Source organism: Verruconatronum alginivorum (genome assembly GCF_056590205.1).
Genome location: NZ_JBWPVQ010000001.1, coordinates 5,269,182 through 5,295,488, shown reverse-complemented (window position 1 = coordinate 5,295,488; position 26,307 = coordinate 5,269,182). Strand labels below are relative to the sequence as shown.

The following is a 26,307-nucleotide window of genomic DNA, read 5'->3' as shown; positions in this document are numbered from 1 at the left end:
GTAATTCATCGGGCGACGGCGGAGGTCGGCATCTCGTTCGGAGTTCCCAACAACCCGAGCTCCTCCAACACGTCCCGGATACCCTCCCGACGGCGGGGCGAGAGCGGACTGTAGGGTTCGGCCAGGCGTTCATGGCACAAGCCCATGATGGAAAGCGCGCACTTCACCCCTTTAAGATAGGCGTTATACGTATCCGTTTGATAAATACCCATGCTGACCCGCATGACGATCGCATGGAGTTGCACCGCCTTTTCAAGATCTCCCTTTTGGACCGCGTCATAGAGATCGACGTAGAGTTGGGGGAAGAAGTTGCTTCCGCCGGCGATGCCGCCCGCGGCACCCAGCAGCAATGCTTCGACCAACAACTCCTCCGGACCGATCATCAGCTGGAAATCCACGCAATCCCGCATCAGATGCCGGACTTGATGGAAATAGCCCATGTTGCCGGAACTGTCCTTCAAGCCAACCACCCCTGGAATCGCCGCGGCGCTCTTCACCGTCGCCGGCGAAATCTCCACCTTCGTGCATGATGGAATATTGTAGAGATACAATGGCAACGGAACCCGGTCGGCGAGATTGGCGAAATACTCCACCAGTTCACCTTGGTCACAGGAATAATAATACGGCGGGGCGACGACCAGCGCCGATGCCCCATGTTCCGCCGCGGTCTCCGACAAGCGGATCGATTCCTCCACCGAGGTATCGGTGATACCGACCAGGACCGGCACCCTTCCCCCGACAAATTCACACCCTTTTTCCACGATCTCCGAGCGCATCCGGTAGGATAGCGAAGGAGCTTCCCCCGAGGTTCCCAACAGGAACACCCCGTGTACCCCTCCGTCGAGCACATGCTCGATCATCCCCGCCAAACCCTGCTCATCCAGGCGATCCCGCTCCGCGAGCGGGGTCACCAGAGGAGTTACAATCCCTTGAATCCCTTTCGAAATGTCGATGTTCATTTTTTTGTATTTTCTAAAAGGCCATCGGCCGACTTCGGCCCGCCTGCATGTTTGTCGGCTGAATCCCCCTTACGTCCCATCCAGGACGAGATCAGCAGGCCGACCAAAAAGATTGTCAATGTGCCCATCACGATGGTGAGAAATCCGTGGAAGGGACTGCGAAACGCTTCCAAGGCACCGGTGAATCGGGGCGACAAACTCATCCAGGAGATCACCAGGACCCCGAGGATCACCGCGATCGCGGCGGGAACATTCGTCACCCGGCGGGAGAGATATCCGAGGAGAAACAACCCGAGCATGCCGCCGCTGAAAATCGAAGCCAATTCCCACCAGGCGTCGAGGGCGTGTTTCACCCCGATCATGGCCAACGCGATCACGGTTCCCCCGAGGCCCCAGACGATCGTCCCGGCGTAAAGCATCTTCATCTGCTGCGATTCCGACGCGTTCTTCTTGAAATAACGCTTGTAGAAATCGGTCATCAGCAACGTGGCCGACGAATTGAGACTGGTCGAAATCGTGCTCATCGCCGCCGCGAAGACCGCGGCGATCAATAAGCCCTTCAGTCCGACCGGCAATGCGGTTACGATGAAATGCGGGAAGACCATATCGGGCGATTCCGCGGCGTTGATCGTCTCCGGGAGCAAGGCCGGATTGACGGTGTAATACGCGAACAACGCGGTCCCGATGAAGAAGAACAAAGCCGAAATCGGAACATAAAGGAGACCGCCCAACCAAACCGCTCGCCGAGCCTCTGCCTCCGACTCCGAAGCGATGTAACGCTGGATGTAGCTCTGGTCGACGCCGAAGTTTTGCAGGTTGATGAAAAGGCCGTAGATCAGCACCACCCAAAAGGTCGCCTCCGCCATGGACATGCCGAAGCTGCCGAGACTGAATTTGTTATGTTCGGCCGCGATGGAAAAAACCTGACCGGGCCCTTCCGGTAAACTGAACACCATCACCAATCCGCAAACCACCGCCCCGACGGTCAGGACGATCGCCTGGATGGCGTCGGTCCAAATGACCGCGACAATCCCGCCGATCCCGGTGTAAATGATCACCGAAACCCCGATGATCAAAATGATGGTCTTGATATCCCAACCAAGGAGCACGCTGAGCGGCAGAGCCACCAGATACATCACCGCCCCGATCCGGGCCAATTGGAGAAGCAGATAGCAGACCCCGGCGTAAGTGCGGGCCCACGGGCCGAAGCGGGTTTCCAGATAACTGTAAGCGGAGACCTGTCCATTATTTCGATATAACGGCACGAAAAAACGGACCGCTAACCAGGCGGCGATCGGGATGGAAAGACTGAAAACGAACGGATTCCAGTTCCCGGCGAAGGCGCGTCCCGGCAGCGCGATGAAGCTGATGCTGCTCAAGTAGGTGGCGAGAATCGACAAACCGCAGACCCAACCCGGCATCGCCCCGCCCCCGGCGGTGAATTGGGAAGTGGAGCGGCTACGCCGGAAAAAATAGACACCGACCCCCATGACACCCAGGAAATAGGCGAGGAGAATCAGAAGATCGAAGAGGGATAAATTGCTTTCCATGTATCGGCAGAAATCGATTGAATACTGAATTTTGAACCAACGTTATAGCAAAGTGCGGATGAGACAAGAAAAAAAGCGAAATAGTTTTCGACTGGAGGAATCAAGCTGAAACCGGCGGAACCATATCGGATCCGGTCGACCTGTTCTCCCTTCACCATCCGGACCGACTGTATGGGAAGAAACCTGAAAAAACCTCAGCGGTTCTTGTCGGAAGAATGCCCGGTCGATTCCCGAAGGATCGTGGTCACCGGCACTTCCTTGGGAATATCTTCGGTGCTTTCCCCTTTGATCAGCGACATGAGTGTCCGGGCGGCCACGTCGTTCAGCGCCTCCTGGGCGGTCGCGAAACTGGTGAGCGGCGGTTCCAAAAACGGCCCCGCTTCGTGGTCCCCCACCCCGACCACCGCGACGTCCTCGGGAATTCTCCGTCCGGCTTTCTTCATCGCGTGGTAGGCTCCGACCACCAAGGCGTCGGTCAGGCTGAAGAGCCCGTCGCAATTCCCCCCCATCTTCAGATGGGCCGCCATCGCCTTGCAACCGCCGGCGGCATTCAGGGTCGGACTGGTGATTTTCGCCGGCACGTGACCGGTCAGGTCGACCGCCCGCTTGACGAAGGCGTTCAACCGGCCCTGGGTCGCCTGCGTCAGGAATTCCGGACAGAGGATTCCGAATCGTTCCCGTCCAATGGAGGCCAAGATATCGGCCGCCCGGCGGCCCACTTCTTCGGGATGTTCACTGACGCTCGGATATCCGGGAATCGACCGCCCCAACAGGACCACCGGAAACGGCAAGGTCGCCGTCGAGAGGAAATGGTCGTCCTCGGCGACGGTGTTGGTGATGATCGCTCCATTGGTCCGGCGTCCTTCGATCAAGCCGGGCAAGTCCTTCAACCGGCCCGCGCGGAACATTTCGATCCGGACGATGATGGCGGAATTGGCTTCCTTGTCGACGAGGCTTTGCAGCGAACGAAGGGCCTGGCTGACCAGCAGAAGCGGCGCCTCGTAAGTAGTCAAAATGCTGAGGAAAATCTGGCGGCTGCTGCCGGAGTGATCCCGCAGACGGCGAGCCGCCAAATTCGGGAGGTAACTCATCTCCCGGGCTGACTTGAGAACCTTTTGCACGCTTCCCGCCGAAATCCGGCGTTCGACGTGCCGATTGTTCAGCACCGCCGAAACTGTGGAAGCCGATAACCCGGTCGCGCGGGCTATGTCTTTAACTGTTACCGATCTGTGATTGTTCTCCGTCAACATTTGCTACCTTAACGACTCCTCGTTCGATGCAAAGCACGAAATAACGTTTTTTCCTAAACGGGACAAAAACGGAGGGATCGCCCCGGGCCCCAGACCGACTTGCGCCGGTCAATCCCCGGCATTCGACCACTCGACGCGCACCCGCAGAAAGCCGCGATCGAGGCCGTCGGCGGCCCCCACTTTGAAGGTGACCCGTTCGGTTTCGCCCCGGTCGTCGACGGAATCCTCCAAAATCGTCTCCGGCGCTTCATCCCAATCGATCAAATCGGTTGAGAACTCCACGACATAAGTGACATCGGAAATATCTTTGACCCGAGTGAACTCCAGGATCAATTCCCCCGCCTCCCAGGCGGCCCACGGCAATTCCTCGCGGGGAGCCGGTTCGAGCGGCGACAAGCCGAAGGCATATTTCAACAGGTTGGTTACCCCGTCGCCCGCCGGATCGGCCAGAGGACCGGTGACAGCGGGGTTCGACCAATCGGCGGGATCAAACGAGGCCTGCACCCAGGCTTGATAACCCCCGACTTCGCCCCCTTCCGCGACGAGACCCGACCAGGCGTCTTCCTCGCCGCCCAGCACCACGTAGATTTTGCCATCCTCGCCCAGATAGTGCCGTCCCAACTGGAGCGCCGCTCCACCTTCCGGAGAGGCGAACTCCGTGGTGTAGCTCCACTCCCAGGCTCCGGTCGTGACGGTTCCTCCGGCGCTGGCGAAAAGATCCTGCAAAGCCGCGATCTCGTCGGTCGACGCGAGCGAGTGACCGGCCCGACCGAGGCCGCCGATCAACGACACTTCCGCCGGAGTCAACGCTTGGGCCGCCCAGAGTCCGACATCCGCCATCACACCATCGAAATCGCGATCCACCCGGGTTCCGCGGCGTCCAAGTTGAGCCGCGGCACTTCCGATGGAGAAATTCGCTCCGCTCAAGCCACTCGCCGAATGGACCGGCACTCCGTCGAGGTAAACCGACACCGCCGTCTCTTCTTCGCCGACCAGGGATCGGGTCACCACCACATGCGCGAACTCCCCTGCTTGCACCGGGACAGCCGCCGACGTCGTCGCCGATGTCTCCTGGCCTCCCGCGAACGCCATTCGATACCAAACCTGTCCTTCGTTCGCGAGCACGATCACAAAGTCGAGATCGCCGATTCCGATCAGTGCCTGACGGCTGTTCGCCCCGGTTCCCGAACGGATAAACTCGGGTTTGATCCAAACCGAATAACTCATCTGGTTGGTTGTGTTGAGAATTTCCGGCAACCAATGTCCGCTGGTGATCACGTCGTTGTTTCCGGCCCCATCGAAGAAGTAACCGAGGCCCGTCGGGGCGGGTTGGGCGAGTTGCATGGTCGCGGTCCGGATCGCCGGTTCGAACCCGCCGGGGGCATGGTTAACGACGTCGAGGCTCCCCGGATCCGTTTCGTTGAGTCTCCAATGTCCGATAAGTTCCGCCGGAGGGTTGGAAATGGCGAGACGGGCTTCATGAGAAGTCACCGAAAACTCGCCCGAAACCTGGCTGACCACGCAATAGTAGGTGCCACGGTTCTCCAATCCGACATTTTCAATCGTCAATGTGGAGGAGTTTCCGCCAACCGGCGTGAAGCTGCTCGAACCGGTCGGACGGAAATACCACTGGTACTCCACTGGATCATCACTCTGGACTCCGATCTCGAAGTTTCCGGTTTCGCCCAGCTCAAGGAGGAGATCCTCCGGTTGGGTTTGAACGGTGATCGGCGCCCCGTAAGGCACCCCGCCCTCCGCCTTCACGCCGGTCCAGAAACCGGAGCTCCCCCCGAGAATCACGTAAATGTTGTCATCCGTGCCGTAGTAATGCTTCCCGAGCGCGAGGGTCGATCCGTCAGTCGGTTCGGCGAATCCGGTGGTGTAAGTCCAAACCCAATCGCCCGTGGTGACTGTCCCGCTCCCCGAATTATGGATACCGATCAAGCTGTCGACTTCCGAAGAGGCGAGCGCGAATCCGGCCCGGCCGAGTCCACCGATCGCCGCGACCTCCCGCTGGGTGAGCGCCCGGCCGATCCAAAGACCGAAGTCGGACATGAATCCATCGAAGTCACGGGCCGTATTTAAATTTCCCTGATAACGACCGAAGTGCACAGGCGGTGTCGGTTCCGCCTCGGTCCCTTCGATCTCAAAGTTGGGCAGGGACGGCATCGGATACGTTTCGGCATAAAGCACGCCGTCCACATAAAGGGAAAGGACGTCGTCACCGAAACCATCCGGATCGTTGGCATGGGTCAGTGCGACGTGAATCAGCTTCCCCGGTTCGATCGACGGGGCGGCGGTGAAAATATTATTCACGATAGCACCCTCCCGCCGATAGATATAGGCGAATTTCCCCTCGTTCTGGAGAGAAAATTGAAGATGGGTGTTCGCGGCAAAAATGGTTTGCCGACTTCCGGCTCCGGTTCCCGCGCGGAGGAAGGTGGGATTGATCCAACCGCTGATCGAGAGGGAGTTGCTGGCCCGCAACTGCTCCACCAGGGCGGTCCCCAGATCCACGTAATCATTATTGGCGGCGCCGTCGAACAAGTAGCCGGTACCAACCGGCGACGAACGTCCGATCTGCATGGTGGCGGTCCGCACCCCATGTTCGGGATCGGTGACCGGGGCGGAATTGATGACCTCAAGGTTCTCCGAGTCGGTTTCGTCGAGGGTCCAATGTCCGGCCAGGTTGTTGGTGATCGCGCCGTGGAGGGAGGCGCCCAGAAGAAGGAAGGCTCCGGCCAAAAGCCCCGGCCGGAATCGGAATGAATGAGAGAGCATCATGGTGTATTATGGATTTAGTTTGGGTGAAACCAACGTTGGCGCTTTCACCAGAGAGCGGCCACGTTGGTGAAGAGAGATGTAAGGAGGAAAAATGCTACCAGCGAATTCCGAGCGCCTCCGCCTCGGAGGGATTGAGGGTCACCACGGAATCCTCCATGGTGAGGTCCCGAAAGCGTTCGAACCGGTGAAAGGTGAGAAAATTGGCGTTGTGTTGATTGTCCGCGCCGCCAAGTCCGTCGGCGTATGCGGTCCGGGAGACGACGATCAGATCCTCGCCTTCGAACAACCAATCGAGGTATTGAAACCCGTGACTTTCGACCTCCGGATGATAGAGGAGAATGGTATGGGTCTTCCAATCCCGCAAGTCGCTGGAGGACATCAGCGCCACCGCATTCCGGATACGCTCGACGTTTCCTCCCACGTGTTGCGGCAAAACTGGATTTGACAACGTCCAGTAGCGGTCGCCCCCGGGATCTTTTCGGATCACGAACTTCTTACATCCCCCGGGAAACGTGATGAAATCGTTCTCCGGATCGAAGGTCGCTTCGGTGCCATCGGAGGAAACCCGGATGATCGCCGCCTTTTCAGGGACGTCCCGGAAATCGACTCGCGGAATGATCACCAGGTTTCCCGCCGGATCGACCACGGCGTTCCCTTCCAGCCACCCGCCGAACCGTCCATCCAGATATTCCGGATCGCGGGCCAACGCGTTCGAGGAGGTCCAACTGGAGGCCTTCAACAGATCGGCATCGACCGACGCGGACATCATGAACGCCCGGAACATCCGACCCCATCGCGTCCCCCCCTTTTCATCCTCCATCGCCCGCCAGATCCGGCCTTCGTGGATCACCACCGGCATCGGCGCGGTGTGATAGGAAATGTCCGGGAACAACAACCCGCTGTTTTCATCCCGCGGTTCGGTCCAAGTCCGTCCTCCATCATCCGAACGCCGGATCACCGCATGGCCGTGCCGGTGACCGGCGGTGGTGCCCAACAGATAGACGGCGTCGTTGTGATCGAAAATTGTCGCCCAAAAGAGCCCGTCCACCGTCGACCAATGCTCCCAACTCCGCCCTCGGTCTTCGGAACGGTAAACGTGGGTGATCGCGCTGGCCCGCTCAGAACTCCCCGGTCCGAATTCGTCATGCTTCGCCAAATACGTTCCGTCCGGCAACACCACGATTCCGGGGGAACCGAGATAGATCCGGGACGAGGCCGGGGAATGAGCGATGACCACGCCCGGCACCTCTGAAAAATCGGCTTCCGCCGCGAGGATCGCTGGTCCCGAGACCAAGGCGGCCGCCCCCAGGAGAGCCGGTTTCAAGGAATGGACCGACTTGCGCGCCGAATCCGGAAGAGAGTTTTTCCGCGGAGGCTCCATTTCAAACGAGTCTCATTTCAATAATTCCAAAAAAGGTTCCGCTCGAAAAGCCGTCCGCGTTCGATTGACTCGACATGGCCGTCGACGAAAACGAAATTCGCCCGGCCGTTATGCCGGTAGCGGGGCCAGGTGCCGGAAGTGGACGGATCGGAATCGGGACCGATGTCCAGCGGATTATCCCCGTTGCGCGGGTTGCCCGTCCGGGGAAGGGATGTAAAAGTGCTGTTGGCATCTCCGTTGGCGCGCTGGGTGGCGTCACCGAGGAGAAAAACCTCGGTCGGCCGAAGAATTTGCTCGGTCCGCACCGCCGGGACATCCATCCGGTCGGAATCTTCCGAACCGACCACGAAAATGCCGCGGTTGGCCGAATAGGAAACGGTGAAAAGCGCCCCCGGTTCGGTCGGATCGATCGCCCGGGAAGGACACTCGTGCACCGGACTCCATGAAGCGCGGTCACCGCCCCGCCGCTCGCCTTCGACGAATGGAATCAAATGAGGCGGCCACCAGCCTCCCCCATCGAAACTCGACGGAAAAATCCCCCAGGGCAAGTGTCCGAAATCGTTCTCGAACAATTGGGAAGCCGTTCCCAACTGCCGGAGATTGCTGATGCACTTCGCGTTTCGCGCGGAGTCCCGCACCCGTCCGACCACTGGAATCAGGATCGCCGCCAAAATACCGATGATCGCAATAACGGTTAACAACTCGATCAACGTAAAACCTCGTTTCTGTGTCTTCATATGGGAAATGCTTGGATAACTGCTGGTTAAACAATCGAGGGGCCCGCGTCCCATCTGGAGGCGACCCCACAACTTCGCGTGTGATTGAACCAACGTTATAGCAAGAGGGTTTCATGACAAGCTTTTTTCGTCGTTTTTTTATCGACGCGGACGGTTTCCCGCTGCTTCGTGACGTCGTTCAAGAAGACAGGCAAGAATGCCTGTTTCACTTTTCATTACAGTGGCACAGACATTCCTGTCTGTGGTGTGGACCTCAGATCCGACCACCGGGATCGAAGGAGATTACGAAAATCTGGTTCCACGTCCCTTCCTCGCTCACCACCGGGCGGGTATAGGCGATTTTTCGTCCGTCCGGGGAAAAGAGACAGGCGTGGTGGGTCGGGGCAAGAGCATCGCTCGAGCGAGGGGTCAGACGGTGGCTCGTGCCGGTTTCCACTTCCGTCACAAAAACGCTGTTGTCCATCACATAGGCAATGTGCCTCCCGTCCGGACTCCAACTGAACGCCGACGCGGGATCCCATCGATTCGAAGTCACTTGCCGGGGTTCACCGCCGTTCGGAGAAACGGTCCAGATTTGCACCGTGCCGCTATCGTCCTTCATCAGAAAAGCGATTCGGGAACCGTCCGGGTGACTGCGGACCCAATGCCGGACACCTTGGATCCCCGGCTCGGCTCGCGTCTCAGTCCGGGTCAACCTCCGTTGCACCACTCCTTCCGGCGGATTCGGGCGAGTGGTCATGGTTCCTTCCAGCGGCCCGGACGCCGACGGCCGAGTCAAATCGTCGGGTAAATCGGCGATAAAGAGTTCCGAAATCGCTTCGCCCGATTCCGTCCGGACGAGTCCTTGATAAGCGATCGCCCTCGCCTGCCGACTCCCGTCCGGCCGAAGATAACCGTTCGTCCCGACCCAGGCATCGCTGAACGCCCGGGAGATCTGATCGCTTCCCGGCTCCGCGTTCGCCACGGTGCTCGAAACGATCACACTGAAAAACTGTCCGTCGTGATTGCGCGGATGGTCCCGGCTGACTTTCACCGGTCCCATCGGCACCGAGATCCCGACATTGCGCAGATTGATATGTTGCTCCTCCGTTTCCTCGTCGAATTCAGCCAGCAGGGCATCCTCGTAAGTGAAGCTGATCCATTCCCCATCCCCGCTGAAGACATGAACATGGGTCCCTCCGCGCAGCGCCCCCGGGGTCAACGGCTCGGTCAAATCGCGGGCGTCGAGCGTGAACGGCGCCTCCCTTCCCCCGATATCGACCACCACCCCTCGCCGCCGGTAAGCCGCATAACTCCAATCCTCGGTCGGATTCTCCGGACCGTGGATGAAAACGATTTTGTCTTCGACCGGGCTATAAGTAACTACCCCGCAATAGGCGCCATTTTGGCTTTCAAACAAAATCTGCACTTCACCTGTTTCGACGTGAACTCGCTCAATCCGATTTCCGTCAAACACCTCCTCCCGGGCCCGAATGTCGTAAACCAGCCACAAGCCGTCCGGGGACCATGCACCGGTGTTCGTCAAGATGTGCCCTTGCCCCCGGTCAGTGACTTGACGTTCCCCCCCATCGAACGATCCAGTGTTGCGAAGCCCCCCGCAACATCCCGCGAGAATTACCGTCAGCGCGGCCACCGCGAAGGTCGCCGCGTTCCGATACAAGTTTGTATTCAATTCTGAGTGTGGTTTCCTCATGTCGCTTTTCCTGATCGTTAATCTCCCCAGCTGACATCGCGCCGGTCAAAGAAGTGGATTCGTCCTTCCTCATCCCCCACCAACAGATGGGGACCATCCGGTCCTCCGAAATCCCCGACCGCCGGGCTGCAAGCATGTTGACCGAAGAAACGCGCCTCGCCGCGGAAATGCATCAGTCGAGGAAACTCGAAAACCGGTTCCGTATTGGAACCAGCATTGCGCAGCCATAGAACAGCCGCGCCCGGGAGCCCGAGGGTTCGAGGAAGTCCCCGCTCCCGATCCGGCACCGACGCATGGCGCGGTGTTCCGACGATCAAATCCAATCGGCCGTCCCCATCCCAATCGACGAGGACGATCTTCAATCGACCGGTTCCGCCGGCGGACAGGTAGTTCGCGCCGATCACGCTTCCATCGGTCAATCGGAGCTTCCCGCCATCGGCGACATTGAAGTCGTCTATTTTCCAATACAACCGAAACTGATCGTCGGCATCGAGCGCGACGTACGCGGTCCACGCCCCGATCCGAGCCGCAGCGGGCTGCACCCGCCAGGTTCCATGCAATTCAAGTCCCTCCCAGTAAATCAGTTCGGCTTTGTCCAGCCGGGGATCGGGTCGTTCCCCGATGTTTCGATACACTTTATGCCGCTGGGTCGCACTGCTCATCAAAATATCCGGCAACCCGTCGCCGGTCCAATCGAAGACGGTGGGACAAACATATCCCCAGCGAGCCTCTCCCGGCCCTTGGATCCCGGAGTATCCTTGCTGGACATGAATCGGACGTCCGTCCGCCCAAACTTCCTCGGGAGGAATCATCGCCGGCCGCTCGTTCGTGCCGAGGTTTCTGAAAAAAAGTACCTTTCCTTCGGAATTGCCCACCACCAGGTCATTCACCCCGTCACCAGTCCAGTCGACGATGTTCACCACCGGCAATGACCCGGCATACAAATGAGCGTTGTCCTCCAAAACCCGAACCGGATCCTCGAAGACCGGTCTCCCGCTCGAATCGAACCGCGAAAACCGATAATAATAAAGACCGCCTTCCCCGCCGGCGATCAGGTCCGAGAAGCCGGTCTGGCGATTCGGATAAGCGACCGGGGTCGGCCGGATGGTCGGATGCCGGTGGGCCAGGCCCGTTTCGTCGGTAATCAGGCGACGGGGCTCCAATTCCAACCCGTTATCCGATGCGTTTCGATAATACAACAGATTCCCAAACCTCGATCCGATGACAATTCCCCGCTCCTGATCTTCCCCCAGGGAAACGGCTGTCACATTCCCGCTGGTGAGCAAAACTTCTCTCGTCGTCGGGGAAACCTGTCGGACATTTTCCAAGTTCACGCTCTGCGGTGTGACCAACCGGCCCGCCACGAGGTAACGATACGGCAACGTCCCCCGCCAGATGCCCGCCCCATCGAAGGGTCGGTATTCAGGATCTCGATGCCCGGGACCCGGTGGACGATAACTGCCACCGGCCGAAACAGAAAAGACGACATCATGGGAGCCGTCGGAATTCTCCACGACCGCCACCCTCTCCGCCTGGGCGGGGAGCGCCCCCAGCGAAATGCGTCCTCCGCGGGCGTCGAACCGGTGCAAGTGCGGATGAAAGATGCTCCGGACCAACTCATTCCCGATCAACCAGTATCCGTAAATCGTGCCATCGGATGCCCGGAAAATCGTCCCTTCCGGCGGCACGCCGGCTCCTCCCGGATGCGGCACGCGAATTCGCTCTCCGAACACCGGAATCCCGTCCGCGGTGTCATCTCTCCATCGATACAGAAACAAACCGGGATCGGAACTGAACCGTCCCGCGGCAACGAAGAGGTCGTAGTTCGCTCCAAACACCGGAATCGCTCCCACCGGATGATTCGACAACCCCGCCGAGAGGGGCCCGCGGTTTCTCTCATCGGTGGTCCGAATCGGCACCGCCTCTCCGCTGACTAAGGCATACCCTTCCTCCCGTTCCCCCATCGCCCCGGGGGCAACGCTTCCGAACACCATGGCCAAGACGCTCCACACCGCCAAAGGCCGGAGGCCGCGAATGCATTTACCTCTTCCGTTCATCGTATCAAGGGTGTCACTTTTCGATAACTTGCGTCGGGGTCCTCACCGCTGGAATTCAACCAAAAGAACGGAATGGCTCCTTCTTGTCCGGCCGACGGAAGAACCACCACCGGAGCCCCCCACCCCGCCATCTCCGTGACATGGTTTCCGGCCTCGATTCCTTCAACCCGTTCATACCACGAGAGGCTCTCTCCAACCATCAACGTTCCGGAGCCGAGGGCCGCTGCGGGAACACCGAGCGCCTGATCGGAAACGACTCCAATGGCTTCAACACTCCCCGGCGCAAAATAATACAAGCGGTAGATGCCCGACTCCGATACTCCGGAACCGACCACCACTTCGTCCCCCGGCCGGGTGGCATCGAAATCGCCCCCCGCAACCGCCGTCCAAGGACCTCCATTTCCATTCCCGGCCATCGTAAATGGTTCGGCTTCTCCGGGACGGTAGAAATAAACTGGATACTCACCCGTCACTGGATCGGCCGCATCGCCGATCCCGGCCAGGCGGGCAACCCCGCCCCCTTCAAATCGTCCGGCCGCGATGCCGCGGAGCCTGACCGGCGAACCGGCCTCGGAACTCCAGGCCGGATCATCCGGATGGACAAATTGTATTTCTTCGGGCCCTTCGGAAAAAATCACCGCGAGCCCATCGAACTCCTCCCCCTCCCGAAAACGACCGGCCGCGATCGCCCGAATCGGATAAGGGTTGTCTTCCCAAAGCACTTGAAGCGGCTCCCGATAACCTCGGCGAAAAATAAACAGCGGGTAACTTCCATTGATCGCTTCCGATGGATACACCGCCACCTGGTCCCCCGTCCCCGGACCGAATTTCCCGGCGGCGATTCCTCCCCACCGATGAACACTGCGTCCCGCCCGGTTGATCTCGATTCCATTGCTGTCGTAGAAAATGATGGTGTGATAATCGATATCGCCTACCGCGGAAACCGGTTCATCCCAAATCACCGCCACTTCGCTTCCAGTTTGGTTCTCGTAAAAATTTCCCGTTGCGAAACCGATCGGAAATCCACCCGATGAATACGTTCCCAGGAGATTGCCACCAGTCAGAAGCGTCGGCGCTTCGATCAGAGTGGCATGACCCGGCCGGGTCAATTGAGGAGCTCCGTAGTCGGAACGGACATGAATCAGTTTTTGCTCCGCCGGAATCGAATTCATCAGCCGGTTGTGGAAGGGAAACCAGGTCGCGTATTGGGAATAATCGCTTCGGGTGGTCCAAAAACGAACGCGGGAATCGGCCTGATCGTTGATGACCGTTTCAATCAGATTGTAAGCCACACAATGAAGGATGATGTCATGGACGACATTCTCAAAGAGATTGCCTTCCACGGTATTGCCAGAGGTGTTGATTTTGATCCCAAGCTCGGAATCACGGATCCGGTTGTCGCGGAAAACGTTGTAGGAAACGTAATCCCGCCCCTCGTCCGACACGTCGTGGACGTGCTCGGCCCGCCCATGCCGGGTACCGACATGGATCGCCAGAAAGTAACCGGAAAACACGTTCCCGGTCACCAGATTGTGCCGCGGATAGTCTTCGCGCAACCGCCCGTCCTCCCCTTGGTTGCGGAAAAAGGATATGCCGACCCGCCACGGACTCGACGAGGCTTGCGACGGAAGAAATCGGTTATTGCGCACCTCGCTTTCATAAGCGGTGTCAAAGACCATGTCGCCATAGGACAAATTGAGCACGTAGTTGTTGTCGCGGAACAGATTGCCCACAAAAATATTACCGTGACTGCCGGAACCCGAATAGAAGCCGCCCCGACCGTTTTCGAAATAATGGCAATCCCGGACAGTCGTCCCCGATGAACTGAAATAGGTCCCAAACGCATTGCGAGTGAAGGTGCAATGGGCGATGACCAAAGGATGGGTGTTTGTCCTGACTGTCCGAATCCCTTGGACGAATCCTTTGAGCGTGAGACGGTGGATCTTCGTGGCCGGCAAATCGGGATCGAATGGCGCCGAAAACGAGAAGCCGATTTGCAGCAGCGTGGTGGCGTCCAACTCCGGATTGCCTCCGCCGTAAATCTGGTCGAGGGTCCGGTTTCGATAAGCGGAATGACGAGCATCGATGGTCAGGCCGTTTCCATCGATTTCCACTCCCGGCGTCGAAACTTCAAAGATCCGGGACCCCTGGAACGCGCTTAAATCGGGAGCCCACGGTTCCTCCCGGGGCGCGAAGCGAACGTTGGTGGTGATTTCAAACGGGCGAACCAGCTTGCCATCGGAATACCACGCCGCCCACCGCTCGGCATTCCAGGGGTCGAAGTCCCCCTGACCGTCCCGGAGAATCCGCTGCACACTCTCTTCCTCCTGCTCCACCACCAATTTGAGCGAATCGCCCTCGTCCCGACCGAATGAAAGTGTCCCGGTGCCGTTCCACGCGACAAACCGAAATGTCACCGGCTCAGCCACTTCCCGAAGGCCGGAAATCGAGGACAGGTCGAGCGGGGGTTGATTCCTTCCGCCCGTCTCGGTGCCGGTGTAAACCACTGGTTCTCCGATGTCAGCGAACGGTCCGGACCCGATCCGATACTGCCAAACAAAATGGGTCGGGGCCGCCGCGGTCCGGCGCACTCGGTAATGAAGTTCCAAATACGTAATCGCATCCGTGGTTCCGGGCTCGACGGTAAACCAAAGGTATTTGCCATCCGCGATCGCCGCCGCCGCCGTGGAATGCGGGTTTCCCGAGGAATTTCCCCAACCGGTGGCGCCCCAAGCCCGGTTCGGACCTTCGGGCTGCAACCCCGCCCCCCTTCGCAGTCCCGATGAACTTCCAATCGGATCCAAAGTCGTCGGTGGTTGCGGCACCTCTTGGGTGGCCAGCGACAGACCGTCGAAATCCCACGCCGCCAATACCCCCGGAAAAGAATCCGGTCTCCCGCCGAATTCCACCCGGATGCGGGCGAATCCACGATCGGATCCTTCCGTCAAACCTTTGGCCCAAGTGGTGATCCGCTCTCGGCTGCCGATCTCCTCCCGCATGATTTCCTCGACCGCTGCCGATCCGGTCTGCCAAAGACTCAGATCCTCGGAGATCTCCACGGTGGTCAGCGCGTCGATCGCGTTCATTGATCGTTGATGGATCACCACCAACGCACCATCGACATAGTCGACCCGTGGTAAAACACCGGATGGAACCGGCCCGTGCGGCGGCAAACCAAACGCATAGCGGGCCAGATTGGAGACCCCATCGCCCCCCGGCGCCTCGAACGGTCCACCGGCGCTGGACCCGCGCCACTCCGTGTATTTTACGGGTCCCCATGGATACGCCACCAATCCTTCCCACTCCCCGTCGTTTTCCGTCAATCCTACGAAAATCGTTTCCTCGCCGTCGGGTGTTCCCCGGAAATAGGTCCAAGCGAGTCGTTCGGTTTTCAACGTTCCGGTTTGGGCATCAAACAATTTCAGCGCCGCATCGAGGGCGCCCGACGCCAAGTCCACGCCAGCGCGTCCCATTCCCGCCATCACCGCGATTTCGCGGTCCGACAATGCCCGACCCGCCCAAAGACCCACGTCGGAAATCACTCCGTCAAAATCGCGATCGGTCCGCATTCCCCGCCGTCCGATTTGAAACGGCTCTGCCCCGATGCAAAACTTCGCCGTCGTGGGAACAACTTCGGTGTGGACACGCGCGCCATTCAGGTAAACCACCACTTCCCCTTCCCTCCGAACCAGAGCCAAATGAGTGAATTCGTCGGCCGCGACCGGATCGATAATCGTCGTCACTCGTTCCAGCACCGTTCCGGTCTCATCCCGAAAGCGAAAATAGATCTGGCCTTGATTGGCCAACGCCACGACGAAATCGAGATCACCTCCGGTAAAAATCGCTTGCCGGCTGCTGGCCCCGCTCCCGGTCCGCAGAAAATCCGGTCGGATCCAACCGGCAAGGGTCAACCGGTTTGTCTGATTTAAATAGTCACGCAGCGGCTCCTCGATCCGGATGTAATCATCATTCTCGATTCCGTTGAAATGATAACCGGCTCCCGCCGGAGCGACCCACCCCACTCCGAGCGTAGCTGTCCGGATTCCCTCTCCGCCAGGATTCGCCCAATTGATGACGCGGAAATCATTTGGATCCCGTTCGTTTAATTTCCAATGGCCGACCAGGCCATCCACGATCGGTGTCGGCTCGTCGCCGTGCACCAACCCGCCGACAGCGATCAGAATCACGCAGCAAATCGCGCGAAATGTATTCATCCAGTTATGACACCTCCAAATCATCACTCAGATGATCGAACGAGTGATTTCCCATCGAGCCGCCATGCTGGATCAAGCGGGATTCCCAAATGAGAAAGCGCCGTCGGTACGATATCGACCAGGTAAACCTGGGATTGCGATCTTCCCGCCGAAGCTTCCCCGCCATGGACGATCAACGGTACCCGAATGATCTCCGGATCGTCATGGCCGCCGCCATGCCGGTAGCCGAGGCCACCGTGGTCCGTGCAGACGATCACCATCCAATCCTCCCGCGGAAAGGTTTCCCGCGCGTGAATGGCGTCAATCACCCGACCGACGTGACGATCGACGTTCTCCACCGCCTCCATGTAGCGGGCGACTTCGGGGCTGAATCCAAGACTGTGCCCGACCAAATCGGTTTGATGGAAATAGACAAACATCGCGACCGGATCGTCTTCGCCGAGAATCTTTGCGGCGGCCGTGGCCATGCGGGTGTCCATTTCATATTCCCGATCGATCCGACTCCAGCGAGGACTCATGAAAATCCGCACCCGATTATTGGTCTGCAGTTCCAAATTCAAGGCGTTCGCGCCGCGGATATGATTCCCGATCAGAATCTGCCTCGCTCGATCCGTGGTCCGAAACCACGCCTCGATCGTCCAATCGCCTTGGGTGAGGGCCGCCAACTCCGGCGTCAAAGGGATCCGCAGCCCGTCGACCGCGCCCCGGTAATCGGCCAGCAATCCATCCGGCTCGATTTCCAACCGACCGATTTCCGAATCGGCCAGCGCGCGGTTCCACAGTCTCACCCGCTCCGTTTCACCGGTAAAAACTCCTTCCGTCAGCCGGGCGTCGCGGCCCACGTAATAATAGTCACCCGTTAAAGCGAAATCGCCCGCGACATCTTCTGTTTCGCCGACAAGTTGTCCGTTCAAGAATATGGATACAATTCCGTCTTGTTTTCGGCCGGCCAGGTGATGCCATTCCCCGTCGCGGGTATTGACGCCGACCGTGTTCGCCGAGACTTGCAGATCGACCAATTCCCCGCCTTGCAACCGTTCGACGTGCCGGAGTTCGGCAGCCGAAACGATGAATCGGTCGATCGGCTCCCAGGAAACCATCGACACTGTTTTTGCTTCCGACCGAACCGCTTGGATTCGCTCGAAGAAATGGGGAAACTGTTCGAACGCGGCTCCCCGGAAGGTGTTGTCATGGACCCCGTGTTTGTCGGCCCATACTCCGGTGAGAATCGTCGACCAACTCGCCCCGCTGACAGTGTCGTTCTCACGGTAATCCCCGAGAATCAGGGCGTCGTCCGCGAAGAGCCCACCTTCGATCAACCGATCCAAATGAGGCGTCTCCGCCAGTTCCAACGCGTCGGGGCGCAAACCGTCGATGCCGATGATCAGGACCCTCGCCTCCTTTCCGCCGGCCGCCGCGACGGCGACCGGAAGGAGAAGAAGGGTTAGCAATGACGGAAGATTCATAGCCGACGGATCCGCGGCTCCTTGGCGGATTAATGTTTCCCGTTTTCGGGGGCGATCAACAGGATGCCCCCGGACCAGTTGCCCTGGGGAATGTCCAGAATTTCTCCCGGCTCGATCTCCCGGCGGTAAACGATCATTTCCGTCGGCTCCCGGGTGGTGTAGTAAAACGCCTCGCGCTGAACCTCCGTCCATCCGCCCAAATCAATGCCGCCTTGGCTGCGGGAGGTCGCCAGGAAAACCTCGCCGTTCTCCCGTCCGATCACCCGGACGAAACTCCGTTCTCCCCCATGGGTCTGGAGGATTTTCCAATTCCGCCAGTTCTCCGGCACGTCGCTCCAAACATAGTTGCGATTGGCGAACGCGACTTCCCCGTCGGCGAGCGTAGTGAGATTGGAATGACGCCCCTCGACAATAAAGGAGGCGGTCTCCACTTTCAAATCAGGTTTTATCAGAAATGGGTTGTCGCGATAATACAAATACCCGTCTTCGGCGCCGATCAATAGTCCGGGAAGCCGGTCTCCGGTCAGGTTGATCGGGGTCGGGCTGCTGGTGTGTCCGGCGAGACGGACGTTGTCGATCTGCCCGGTGTCACGCAAGATCGTGATTCCATCCTCTTCCCCAATGTTGCGCACCAGCGAAGCGTTTCGACCGTTGAGCAGGATATCGAGACGGCCATCGCCGTCGAAATCGACGATGGTCAATTTGCGTCGACCGCTCCGTCCCGCATGGCCTTCATTCAAGCGAAGCGGCCCCTCTTCGCCTTCCATCCGGAAGACGCGCTCTCCCGGCAGCAGGCGCATTTCATCGCCATCACGCTCCCGCCGGAACAAGGCGAGATACCCTTCATGGTCGAGCATCACCAAATCGGTCAAGCCGTTGCCGGTCCAGTCGATCGCTATCGGCGTGGTCCGCCACTGGGTGACCAGTTCGTTTCCTTCCGGACTCCACCAATTCCAGGCCGGTTTCGGGGCCGTTCCCTCCCATTCCACTTCGATCGGCTTGGCCGCCGCCAGTTTCGGTTGCGTCCGCGTTCCGATGTTTTCGTACCAAATAATTTTACCCCAGATCGAATTCACAATCAGGTCGGGCAATCCGTTGCCGTTCCAATCGGCCACGGTGAGCGTGGTGTAGCCCCACTTTTCTTCTGCGGGACCTTGAATCGAACCACTTGGGCCGGCCAAAATCCGAATCACTTCACCATCCGCTTCCAGCAATTGCGGGGCAGTCCAACGAATCGGATCGCCGCCGAGGTTCTCAACCAGAGCGATCTCGCCGGCGGTGTTGCCTACGAGAATGTCGTCGCGCCCGTTGCCGTTCCAGTCAAATGCGAACGGAGTCGCCAATGCGCCGAATTTAATCTCGTTCGCCCGCTGACGGAAATAACGGGGAGGTAGAAACCGGGGCATTCCGTCGACCACTTCGCCGGTATGTTCCACCAGCGCGACGCGCCCATCCTCGTCGCCAACGATCAGGTCCGGAAAACCGTTTCCGGTGAAGTCGTAAGCCACCGGAGTGATCATGCAGAGATGCATCCGGATAATCTGGTCGTTGTAAGTAAGCTTCCGCCCGGGCGCATAGATCGGACGGTTCCGTTCGCCGATGTTTTTAAAGAAAGTGAAGTCATCCAGGAAGGAGCCGTAAATGATGTCGAGTTTTCCGTCGCCGGTGAAATCGGCGAAATTGGGCGAAGGCCGTCCGAAAACGTCGATCGGGTCGCCCAACGAGTTCATCAATTGAACCGGTTCCGCGTATTCAGGGTTCTCATCGGTGCCGAGATTGCGGAGCAAATAGGTGTAACCCCGCAACGGACCGCGGGTCCACTGACCGTTTTCATCGTAGGCGTCGTCCCAACCGTATTCGCCCCAGAAGCCGATGCCGACGATCAAATCATGCACCCCGTTGCCGTTGAAATCGACAAAGCTCCATTGATTGGCCCGGATCCGCCCCTCTTCAGTGTGAATCTCCCGGGCGGGAGGAGCCGGGATCTCGACCGGGTTGCGGAAGACGGTGCGTTTGAAATCCGGATACATCCGGTTGGGGGTCGTCACCAGAGGTTCGCCGTTGATGTAGGAGATCGAGGCGTTGTCGACCGCGTCGCCGATGCGCACCGACGGCAGGAAAAGCGGCAGTCCCGTCTTCTCATCGATCTCGCCACTGTTCTCGAAGAAATGAACGCCCCTCGACGGCACGTCGGTGCAGACCACCACAAGATCAGTCAAGCCATTGCCATTGTAATCCATCGGCAGCGGCCAGGCCCACAACCCGACGCCAAGATCAACAATCAAATCCGGATCATTGTATTTCAACCGTTCGAGTTGTTGCCCGTCGACCGGGACCACCGGAAACAGAGTGACCGCTCCGAAGAGCGAGAGAAGTGTGAGTTTTTTATTCATCATTCGTACAGCCCGGCGGACAGGGTTTCGGGGTGGTTCGGGAGAGAACGGCTCGCCGCCATCCTCATTGTTTGGATACGCGGCGAGCCGACTGAGGGGTCAGTAATTGATGTACCAGTGTTTCTGGAGCAGTCCGCCCTCGCTGAGGGACAACGAGTTGACGTGACCGTCCATGAAAACGAAATTGGCCCGGTCATTGTGGCGGTAGCGCGGCCGGGATTGTTCGATCCCGTCGACATTCGCCGGTTGAGCTTCCATCGGAACATCCTCGTTGCGCGGATTCCCAACTCCCGCCTGGAAGCCGAAGAAGCCGCTATTCGAGTCGCCGTTGGTCCGCTGGGTCGCATCGCCGAACAGCATCACTTGGGTGGGACGCAAGATTTGCTCGGACCGGACGACCGGGATATCATTCCCGCGTGGCATCACGTTGATGTTGGCGGAATAGGTCATCGCCGCCCGAACCGCCGCCCGCCCTTCCGAGTCGGGCGAAGTGCGGTGCGGTATGGTCTTGGCCGGACAATCGTGGACCTCGCTACGGGTGCCCCGGGCCTCTTGGGAACTCTGAACATCTCCATCCAAATAGGGCACCAGAACCGTCGGCCACCATCCGCCTGGGACATTATCCGGCATCTGCGACCAAATCATGTGGCCGTTCTCGTTCTCCCAAATGAACGCGGCCATTCCGAGTTGACGCAAGTTGGACTTACACTGGGCGTCTTTCGCGGAATCACGCACGCTTCCGACCACCGGGATCAGGATCGCGGCGAGGATTCCGATGATCGCGATCACCGTCAGCAATTCGATTAAGGTAAAACCCCTTTTGTTCGTTCTATTCATTTCAATGTTCTCCAACCGTTCACGAGCCGAGCAGAACGACCTGCACCCGGATGAATCCGCGGCCGTGTTCGCCCGGCAATGTGGTAGCCTTCACGGTGACCCGTTGAGTGTCGCCGCGGTCTTCCACGTCGATCTCCTCGACCAGTTCCGCCCCTGAATCCCATACGACCAAATCGGTCGAGATTTCAATCACGTAGGCGATGTCCGTAGCATTTGTCAGGCGGGTGTAAGTCAGGGTCAACCCATCTTCGCCCAGGGCGACGAAAGGAAGTTCGTCGCGCGGCGCGGGCTCTTTCGCCTCCATGCCGAACGCATACTTCAAGAGGTTTGGCACCCCATCGCCGGCCGGAGTGGCGTGCGGACCGCTGATTTCCTCATTCTCGCGTTCGCCGGGAAGGAAGTTGGCGGCAACCCAATCCTCATAACCCGCGACCGGCTCGGCGCTCGAAGCAACGACCCCTTCCCAGGCATCTTCACTGCCCCCCAGAACGATGTAGATCTGATCGTCGTCCCCGACGTAATGCCGACCGACGCGCAAAGCCGCGCCGTCCGCCGCCGGAGCGAGGGCCGACGTGTAATTCCACTGCCAGGCGCCCGTCACTGCGGAACCGCTTTGCGCCTGGAAGACGGCGACCACCGCCGCCACTTCCGCTTCCGACGACAACGGCAGACCAACCCGGCCGAGGCCGCCGATCACCGCGACTTCCTGCGGACTGAGCGCTTTTCGCCAGATGCCGACATCATCGACGGATCCATTAAACGGATACGCATTTGTCTGATGCCAGTTCATGGCGATCGCCCATTCCGGGCCATACTGCACCGCCACCGAGGAGGTGCCGGTCACTTCGGGAGCCCCGTTAACCCACAAGGTGAAATTGTTCCCGGAACGGGTCACCCCGATGTGATGCCAGCGTCCATCGGTCACACTGGTGATGCTGGTCAACGAGAGGTTACTTGGAGGTCCACCCAGGAAGTAGCGGGCGGTGCCGCTCTGGACGTGCAGGCTGGACCGTCCCGGCCCGGTCTGATTGTTCGAGAGCACGTGGCCTTGGGTCGAATGACTGGAATTCGTCTTCACCCAGGCGAACATGCTGAAGTCACCGGTGGCCGGCACCCAGTCGTTGCTCATGGTGTTGATGAAGGCCCCGTCGGCAAAGAGATACGCGCCATCGACGATACCGGGCTCATCGATCACCGCGTCGGGAGTCCGTTGCCCATGGACCACCGCTCCCGGAGCGGAGTTGACCGCCACCAGACTTCCATCGTCGGTTTCGTTCAATTTCCAATGCGCGACCAAGGCCGGTTCGTCGGCGATGTTCAAACGGCCCGTGAGGCTGGTGGCGGTGGTTTCACCCCCGCGTTCCGTGACCACGACATAATAGACTCCGCGGTCGGCGAGAGTGACGTCGGAAACCGTCAATGTCGCCGACTCCGCCCCGGCGATTTCCTCGGGGGCAAGACCGGAGGCGCGCTGGAGGAACCACTGGTAATCCACCGGACCGTCGGCCTGGACGGTGACATTGAACTGGGCGGTTTCTCCCAGGTTCACGGAGGTATCCTCCGGATGGGCGACGATGTTGAGTTCGAAGACGCCCAACTCCATCAACCCGAGAACCTGAGATTGGCTCAAGGCCCCATCATACATCCGGAAATCGTCGAACAGTCCAGGAAAAGCGCGGTCGAAATCCTGATCGGCCCGATGCGGGTCGTTCCCAAGGAAAACTCCGCCCGGAGCGTTGGTGAACGGATTCGAGTTCACCGCATTGTGCCGTTCCTCGCCGTTGACAAAGATCTTGAAATTATCCAAATCGTCCCGGGTCATGGCGAAGTGATGCCACTCATCGCTGGGCAAACCGGTGGTGATCGTCAGAGTCGAAGCCGGATTGTGGAACAAACTCAAGTTGAACGTCTTGTTCGTGAGGTTCACATTTTGAATCTGAAGGTTCCAGCGGCCTGGCTGACTTCCCCCGGAATTGCTCTGCAAAACGTGCAATTGGGTGCTCAATCCGTCGGCGTTGACCGAGCTGTCGTGCTTGAACCAGAAGGCGATCGAAAACGCATCGTTCTCCGGGGCGATCGGTCCCAAAGCCACCCATGCTTCCCGCGAGTTCGGTCCGATCGATCCGGACGAATAGGGAGAAGGCGAGGCCGCCTCGAAACGCGGCGCCGGGTCCTCCACGCTGTCCCCCTTCACGAAGATCGCATCGTGACCGCCGGCAACTTGATTCGCCAACGCCCCTTCGGTCTCCCGCTCCTCGGCCGGAGTGTAAGCCGGGTCGAGCCGGGGAAGATCCTGCGCCCGTTCATCGAGCAGCCAATGATGCACCAGGTTGACCGGACGGTCGAGGAAGGTCAGCGTCGCTTCATCACTCTCGACCCAGAAACTCCCACTGACTTGACTGATTCGGCAAAAATAGCGCCCCGCGTCTTCAAACTGCAGGTCCTGCAACACCAAAGTCGAACCATCTCCGCCGGGGACAGGCTCTGCCGCGGCACCACCGCCTGAGCGATAGAACCATTCGTAGGTCACCGGACCATCGGCTTGGACCTCGACAGAAAACTCGGCCGAACCGCCCTGGACCGTGAACTGATTCTCCGGTTGTTTGGTCACAATGATCGGAGGATTGTCGGCCAATTCACCTCCGGAGGCGACGACTCCCTGCCAGGACCCTGCGCTACCGCCGAGGACCACGTAAATGTTCCCGTCGTCGCCATAGTAATGGCGGCCAAGAACCATCGATGCGCCGCTGGCCGGCGGCGCGAAGCTGGTGGTGCGGCTCCATTCCCAATCGCCCGTCTGGACCGTGCCCGTTCCGGCATCGTAGATCGCCACGATCGCTTCCACCGCGGCCTCATCCGCCAAAGAAACTCCGATCCGGCCGAGTCCGCCCATCACCGAGATCTCCTTCGCGGTCAGGGCGCGATGCCAGATCCCGGCGTCGTCGAGCATTCCATTGAAGGGGAAGCCCCCAGCCGCCTGACCGCGTCGACCGAGCGCCCAATTCGCGTTTTGCGCGACAGCGTTCGAGGAGAACTGGGAAGGCCCCTTCACCCCGTCCACCCAAATATTGAACTCCGTTCCCACGCGGGTGATACCGATGTGCCGCCATTCGCCATTGGCGACATTCGTGCCTGAGTTATTCATCGAAAGATTGGGCGATCCACCGATGAAGAAACGGACAGTACCATCCTGGATGTGTAAACTGGTTCGACCAACGGAGCCATCATTGTTGGAAAACAGGTGCCCTTGACCGGCCGCAGCTGGATGGGAGTGGGATGTTTTCACCCACACGAATTTACTGAAATCTCCGGTGGCCGGGACCCAGGCGTTGTATTTGGTGTCGACCCCGGCGGTGCCGTCGGTAAAGTCGTAAGCCCCGCCGACAATGCCGAACCGGTTGATTCCCGTCGTCGCGGAGCGTTCCCCGTGACGAAGCACCCCCGGTGCGGAATTCGTCACGACCAAACTGTGCGGATTGCTCTCGTCCAATTTCCAGTGACCGACCAAAGCCGGCGCATCGAGAATCGTCAGACGCGCCTCGCGCGTGACCCCCGAGATCTCGCTGCCGGTAACGGAGATTACACAATAATAAGTGCCCCGGTCCTCCAACTGAACGTCATTGATGACCAACACCGACGAATCGGCCCCTTCGATCGCCACCGGAGGCAAGCCCGGCGAGCGGAAAAACCATTGATACTCCAGGGAGTCTCCGTTCACCACCACCTCGAAGGTCGCGGTTTGTCCCTGATTAACTTCCTGGTCCGCCGGTTGCTGGACAATTACCAACGGCATCGAGAATGGCTCGCCCCCTTCGGCCATCACTCCTTGCCAGCTTCCGGAACTGCCCCCCAGGACCACATAAATCCGGTCGTCAGATCCGTAATAATGTTTCCCGAGAGCGAGGCTCGAGCCATCGGACGGGGTGCCGAAACTGGTGGTATAGGACCACTCCCAATCACCGGTGGTTACCGTGCCGCTCTGGGATTGGTAGAGTGCCAGCACGTCATCGACCGCCGAGGAGGCGAGGTTGACTCCGGCCCGGCCCGCGCCGCCGACCACCGCGATCTCCTGCGGAGTCAGAACCCGGCCGGTCCACAGACCGAAATCCGACATCAAGCCGTCGAAATCCTGCTCGGTATTTCCTTGGAAACGGCCTAGATGAAGAATGTTTCCACTGATCGAGAAGTTGGAAATCGCCGGATAATAATAGTCTTCTCCCTTTTCAGTCCCATTCACATAGACCCGCACGACATTGTCACCGAATTGAGGATCGCGTTCGTGGACAAGGACGACATGGACGAATTCCCCGGCCGAAATCCCCGGACCGGAGGTGAATGAGAAAGTTCGCAAACTCCCGTCACCGATAAACGAGTAGAAAAATCCACCTTCGTCTACCAAGCCGAACTGAAATTGATTGTTAGCCCCGACGATCAGCTGCCGGCTCGCGGTCCCGCTGCCCGCCCGCAGAAACGCGGGATTGATCCAGCCGCTGAGGGTGAACTCGTCGGTCGCGCGAAGGCGGTCGACGATCGCCTCGCCGAGACTGACGAAATCGTTGTTCGTCACTCCATCGAACGAATAGGCCGACCCCATCGGCGATGGCTGACCGACTTCGATGGTCGCGGTCCGGGTTCCGTCTTCCGCCTGCGGATGCGGGGCGCTGTTGACGACCTGAAGGTTTTCCGGATCCGATTCGTCCAAGGTCCAATGCCCGACGAGGCCGCTGGTGATGGCGGCCGATACTGAGACATGCAACAGGCAGGTCGCAATTGCGACGGAAGACGCCGCGCGCGTGAATATACGAGGGAGATTCATGGGTGGTTATGATTAATTTTTGGAGAAAGTGATGTCAATGCACCAACGTTATAGCCGGATCTTATAAGTTTTCGAATTCAGATGGCAAGCGAAATTACTAATAAATCGGGTTGGTCCACAGACACCCATTAAATCGTTAAACAACGGCCGAGAGTGAAACAGGTCCATCC

The 26,307-nt window shown here is 59.0% G+C and carries 13 protein-coding genes; all 13 read right to left on the bottom strand.

Features of this window, described 5'->3' with window-relative positions:
• Positions 1-5 precede the first annotated feature (5 nt).
• Complete coding sequence (locus tag ACWUI2_RS19385) at positions 6-959, bottom strand: dihydrodipicolinate synthase family protein (RefSeq protein WP_486984492.1); 954 nt, start codon at positions 957-959, stop codon at positions 6-8.
• Entirely contained in the window at positions 956-2,509 is a 1,554-nt protein-coding gene (locus ACWUI2_RS19380) for a sodium:solute symporter family protein (protein ID WP_486984491.1), read from the bottom strand. The genes ACWUI2_RS19385 and ACWUI2_RS19380 overlap by 4 nt, the downstream gene beginning before the upstream one ends.
• Before the next feature lie 194 nt (positions 2,510-2,703).
• Positions 2,704-3,759 carry a LacI family DNA-binding transcriptional regulator gene (locus ACWUI2_RS19375; protein ID WP_486984490.1) on the bottom strand — a complete coding sequence of 352 codons (1,056 nt, stop codon included), beginning with the start codon at positions 3,757-3,759 and terminating at the stop codon, positions 2,704-2,706.
• A 108-nt stretch (positions 3,760-3,867) separates the two neighbouring features.
• The gene (locus ACWUI2_RS19370) at positions 3,868-6,543 is read right to left on the bottom strand and encodes a LamG-like jellyroll fold domain-containing protein (RefSeq protein WP_486984489.1); all 2,676 of its coding nucleotides are present in this window, start codon (positions 6,541-6,543) and stop codon (positions 3,868-3,870) included.
• 94 nt (positions 6,544-6,637) lie between these two features.
• Positions 6,638-7,867 carry a sialidase family protein gene (locus ACWUI2_RS19365; protein WP_486984488.1) on the bottom strand — a complete coding sequence of 410 codons (1,230 nt, stop codon included), beginning with the start codon at positions 7,865-7,867 and terminating at the stop codon, positions 6,638-6,640.
• Positions 7,868-7,941: 74 nt separating this feature from the next.
• On the bottom strand, positions 7,942-8,661 hold the full coding sequence (locus tag ACWUI2_RS19360; protein WP_486984487.1) for a DUF1559 family PulG-like putative transporter: 720 nt from the start codon (positions 8,659-8,661) through the stop codon (positions 7,942-7,944).
• Between the two features lie 253 nt (positions 8,662-8,914).
• Positions 8,915-10,354, bottom strand: a complete 1,440-nt coding sequence (locus tag ACWUI2_RS19355) for a YidR family protein (RefSeq protein ID WP_486984486.1) — start codon at positions 10,352-10,354, stop codon at positions 8,915-8,917.
• A 17-nt stretch (positions 10,355-10,371) separates the two neighbouring features.
• Positions 10,372-12,411 (bottom strand): FG-GAP repeat domain-containing protein, encoded by a 2,040-nt coding sequence (locus ACWUI2_RS19350; protein WP_486984485.1) that lies wholly within the window; start codon positions 12,409-12,411, stop codon positions 10,372-10,374.
• Entirely contained in the window at positions 12,408-16,625 is a 4,218-nt protein-coding gene (locus ACWUI2_RS19345) for a LamG-like jellyroll fold domain-containing protein (RefSeq protein WP_486984484.1), read from the bottom strand. Before ACWUI2_RS19345 ends, ACWUI2_RS19350 begins: the two co-directional genes overlap by 4 nt.
• A gap of 23 nt (positions 16,626-16,648) precedes the next feature.
• Positions 16,649-18,091 carry an alkaline phosphatase family protein gene (locus ACWUI2_RS19340; protein ID WP_486984483.1) on the bottom strand — a complete coding sequence of 481 codons (1,443 nt, stop codon included), beginning with the start codon at positions 18,089-18,091 and terminating at the stop codon, positions 16,649-16,651.
• 29 nt (positions 18,092-18,120) lie between these two features.
• The gene (locus ACWUI2_RS19335) at positions 18,121-20,487 is read right to left on the bottom strand and encodes an FG-GAP repeat domain-containing protein (protein WP_486984482.1); all 2,367 of its coding nucleotides are present in this window, start codon (positions 20,485-20,487) and stop codon (positions 18,121-18,123) included.
• A 96-nt stretch (positions 20,488-20,583) separates the two neighbouring features.
• Complete coding sequence (locus ACWUI2_RS19330) at positions 20,584-21,321, bottom strand: prepilin-type N-terminal cleavage/methylation domain-containing protein (protein ID WP_486984481.1); 738 nt, start codon at positions 21,319-21,321, stop codon at positions 20,584-20,586.
• Between the two features lie 19 nt (positions 21,322-21,340).
• Positions 21,341-26,137, bottom strand: coding sequence for a LamG-like jellyroll fold domain-containing protein (locus tag ACWUI2_RS19325; RefSeq protein WP_486984480.1), 4,797 nt, complete (start codon positions 26,135-26,137; stop codon positions 21,341-21,343).
• Between the last annotated feature and the right edge of the window lie 170 nt (positions 26,138-26,307).

Coding starts and splice junctions, on each gene's coding strand:
- ACWUI2_RS19385 (WP_486984492.1), bottom strand. CDS start 959: ATGAACATCGACATTTCGAAAGGGATTCAAGGGATTGTAACTCCTCTG.
- ACWUI2_RS19380 (WP_486984491.1), bottom strand. CDS start 2,509: ATGGAAAGCAATTTATCCCTCTTCGATCTTCTGATTCTCCTCGCCTAT.
- ACWUI2_RS19375 (WP_486984490.1), bottom strand. CDS start 3,759: ATGTTGACGGAGAACAATCACAGATCGGTAACAGTTAAAGACATAGCC.
- ACWUI2_RS19370 (WP_486984489.1), bottom strand. CDS start 6,543: ATGATGCTCTCTCATTCATTCCGATTCCGGCCGGGGCTTTTGGCCGGA.
- ACWUI2_RS19360 (WP_486984487.1), bottom strand. CDS start 8,661: ATGAAGACACAGAAACGAGGTTTTACGTTGATCGAGTTGTTAACCGTT.
- ACWUI2_RS19355 (WP_486984486.1), bottom strand. CDS start 10,354: ATGAGGAAACCACACTCAGAATTGAATACAAACTTGTATCGGAACGCG.
- ACWUI2_RS19350 (WP_486984485.1), bottom strand. CDS start 12,411: ATGAACGGAAGAGGTAAATGCATTCGCGGCCTCCGGCCTTTGGCGGTG.
- ACWUI2_RS19345 (WP_486984484.1), bottom strand. CDS start 16,625: ATGAATACATTTCGCGCGATTTGCTGCGTGATTCTGATCGCTGTCGGC.
- ACWUI2_RS19340 (WP_486984483.1), bottom strand. CDS start 18,091: ATGAATCTTCCGTCATTGCTAACCCTTCTTCTCCTTCCGGTCGCCGTC.
- ACWUI2_RS19335 (WP_486984482.1), bottom strand. CDS start 20,487: ATGATGAATAAAAAACTCACACTTCTCTCGCTCTTCGGAGCGGTCACT.
- ACWUI2_RS19330 (WP_486984481.1), bottom strand. CDS start 21,321: ATGAATAGAACGAACAAAAGGGGTTTTACCTTAATCGAATTGCTGACG.
- ACWUI2_RS19325 (WP_486984480.1), bottom strand. CDS start 26,137: ATGAATCTCCCTCGTATATTCACGCGCGCGGCGTCTTCCGTCGCAATT.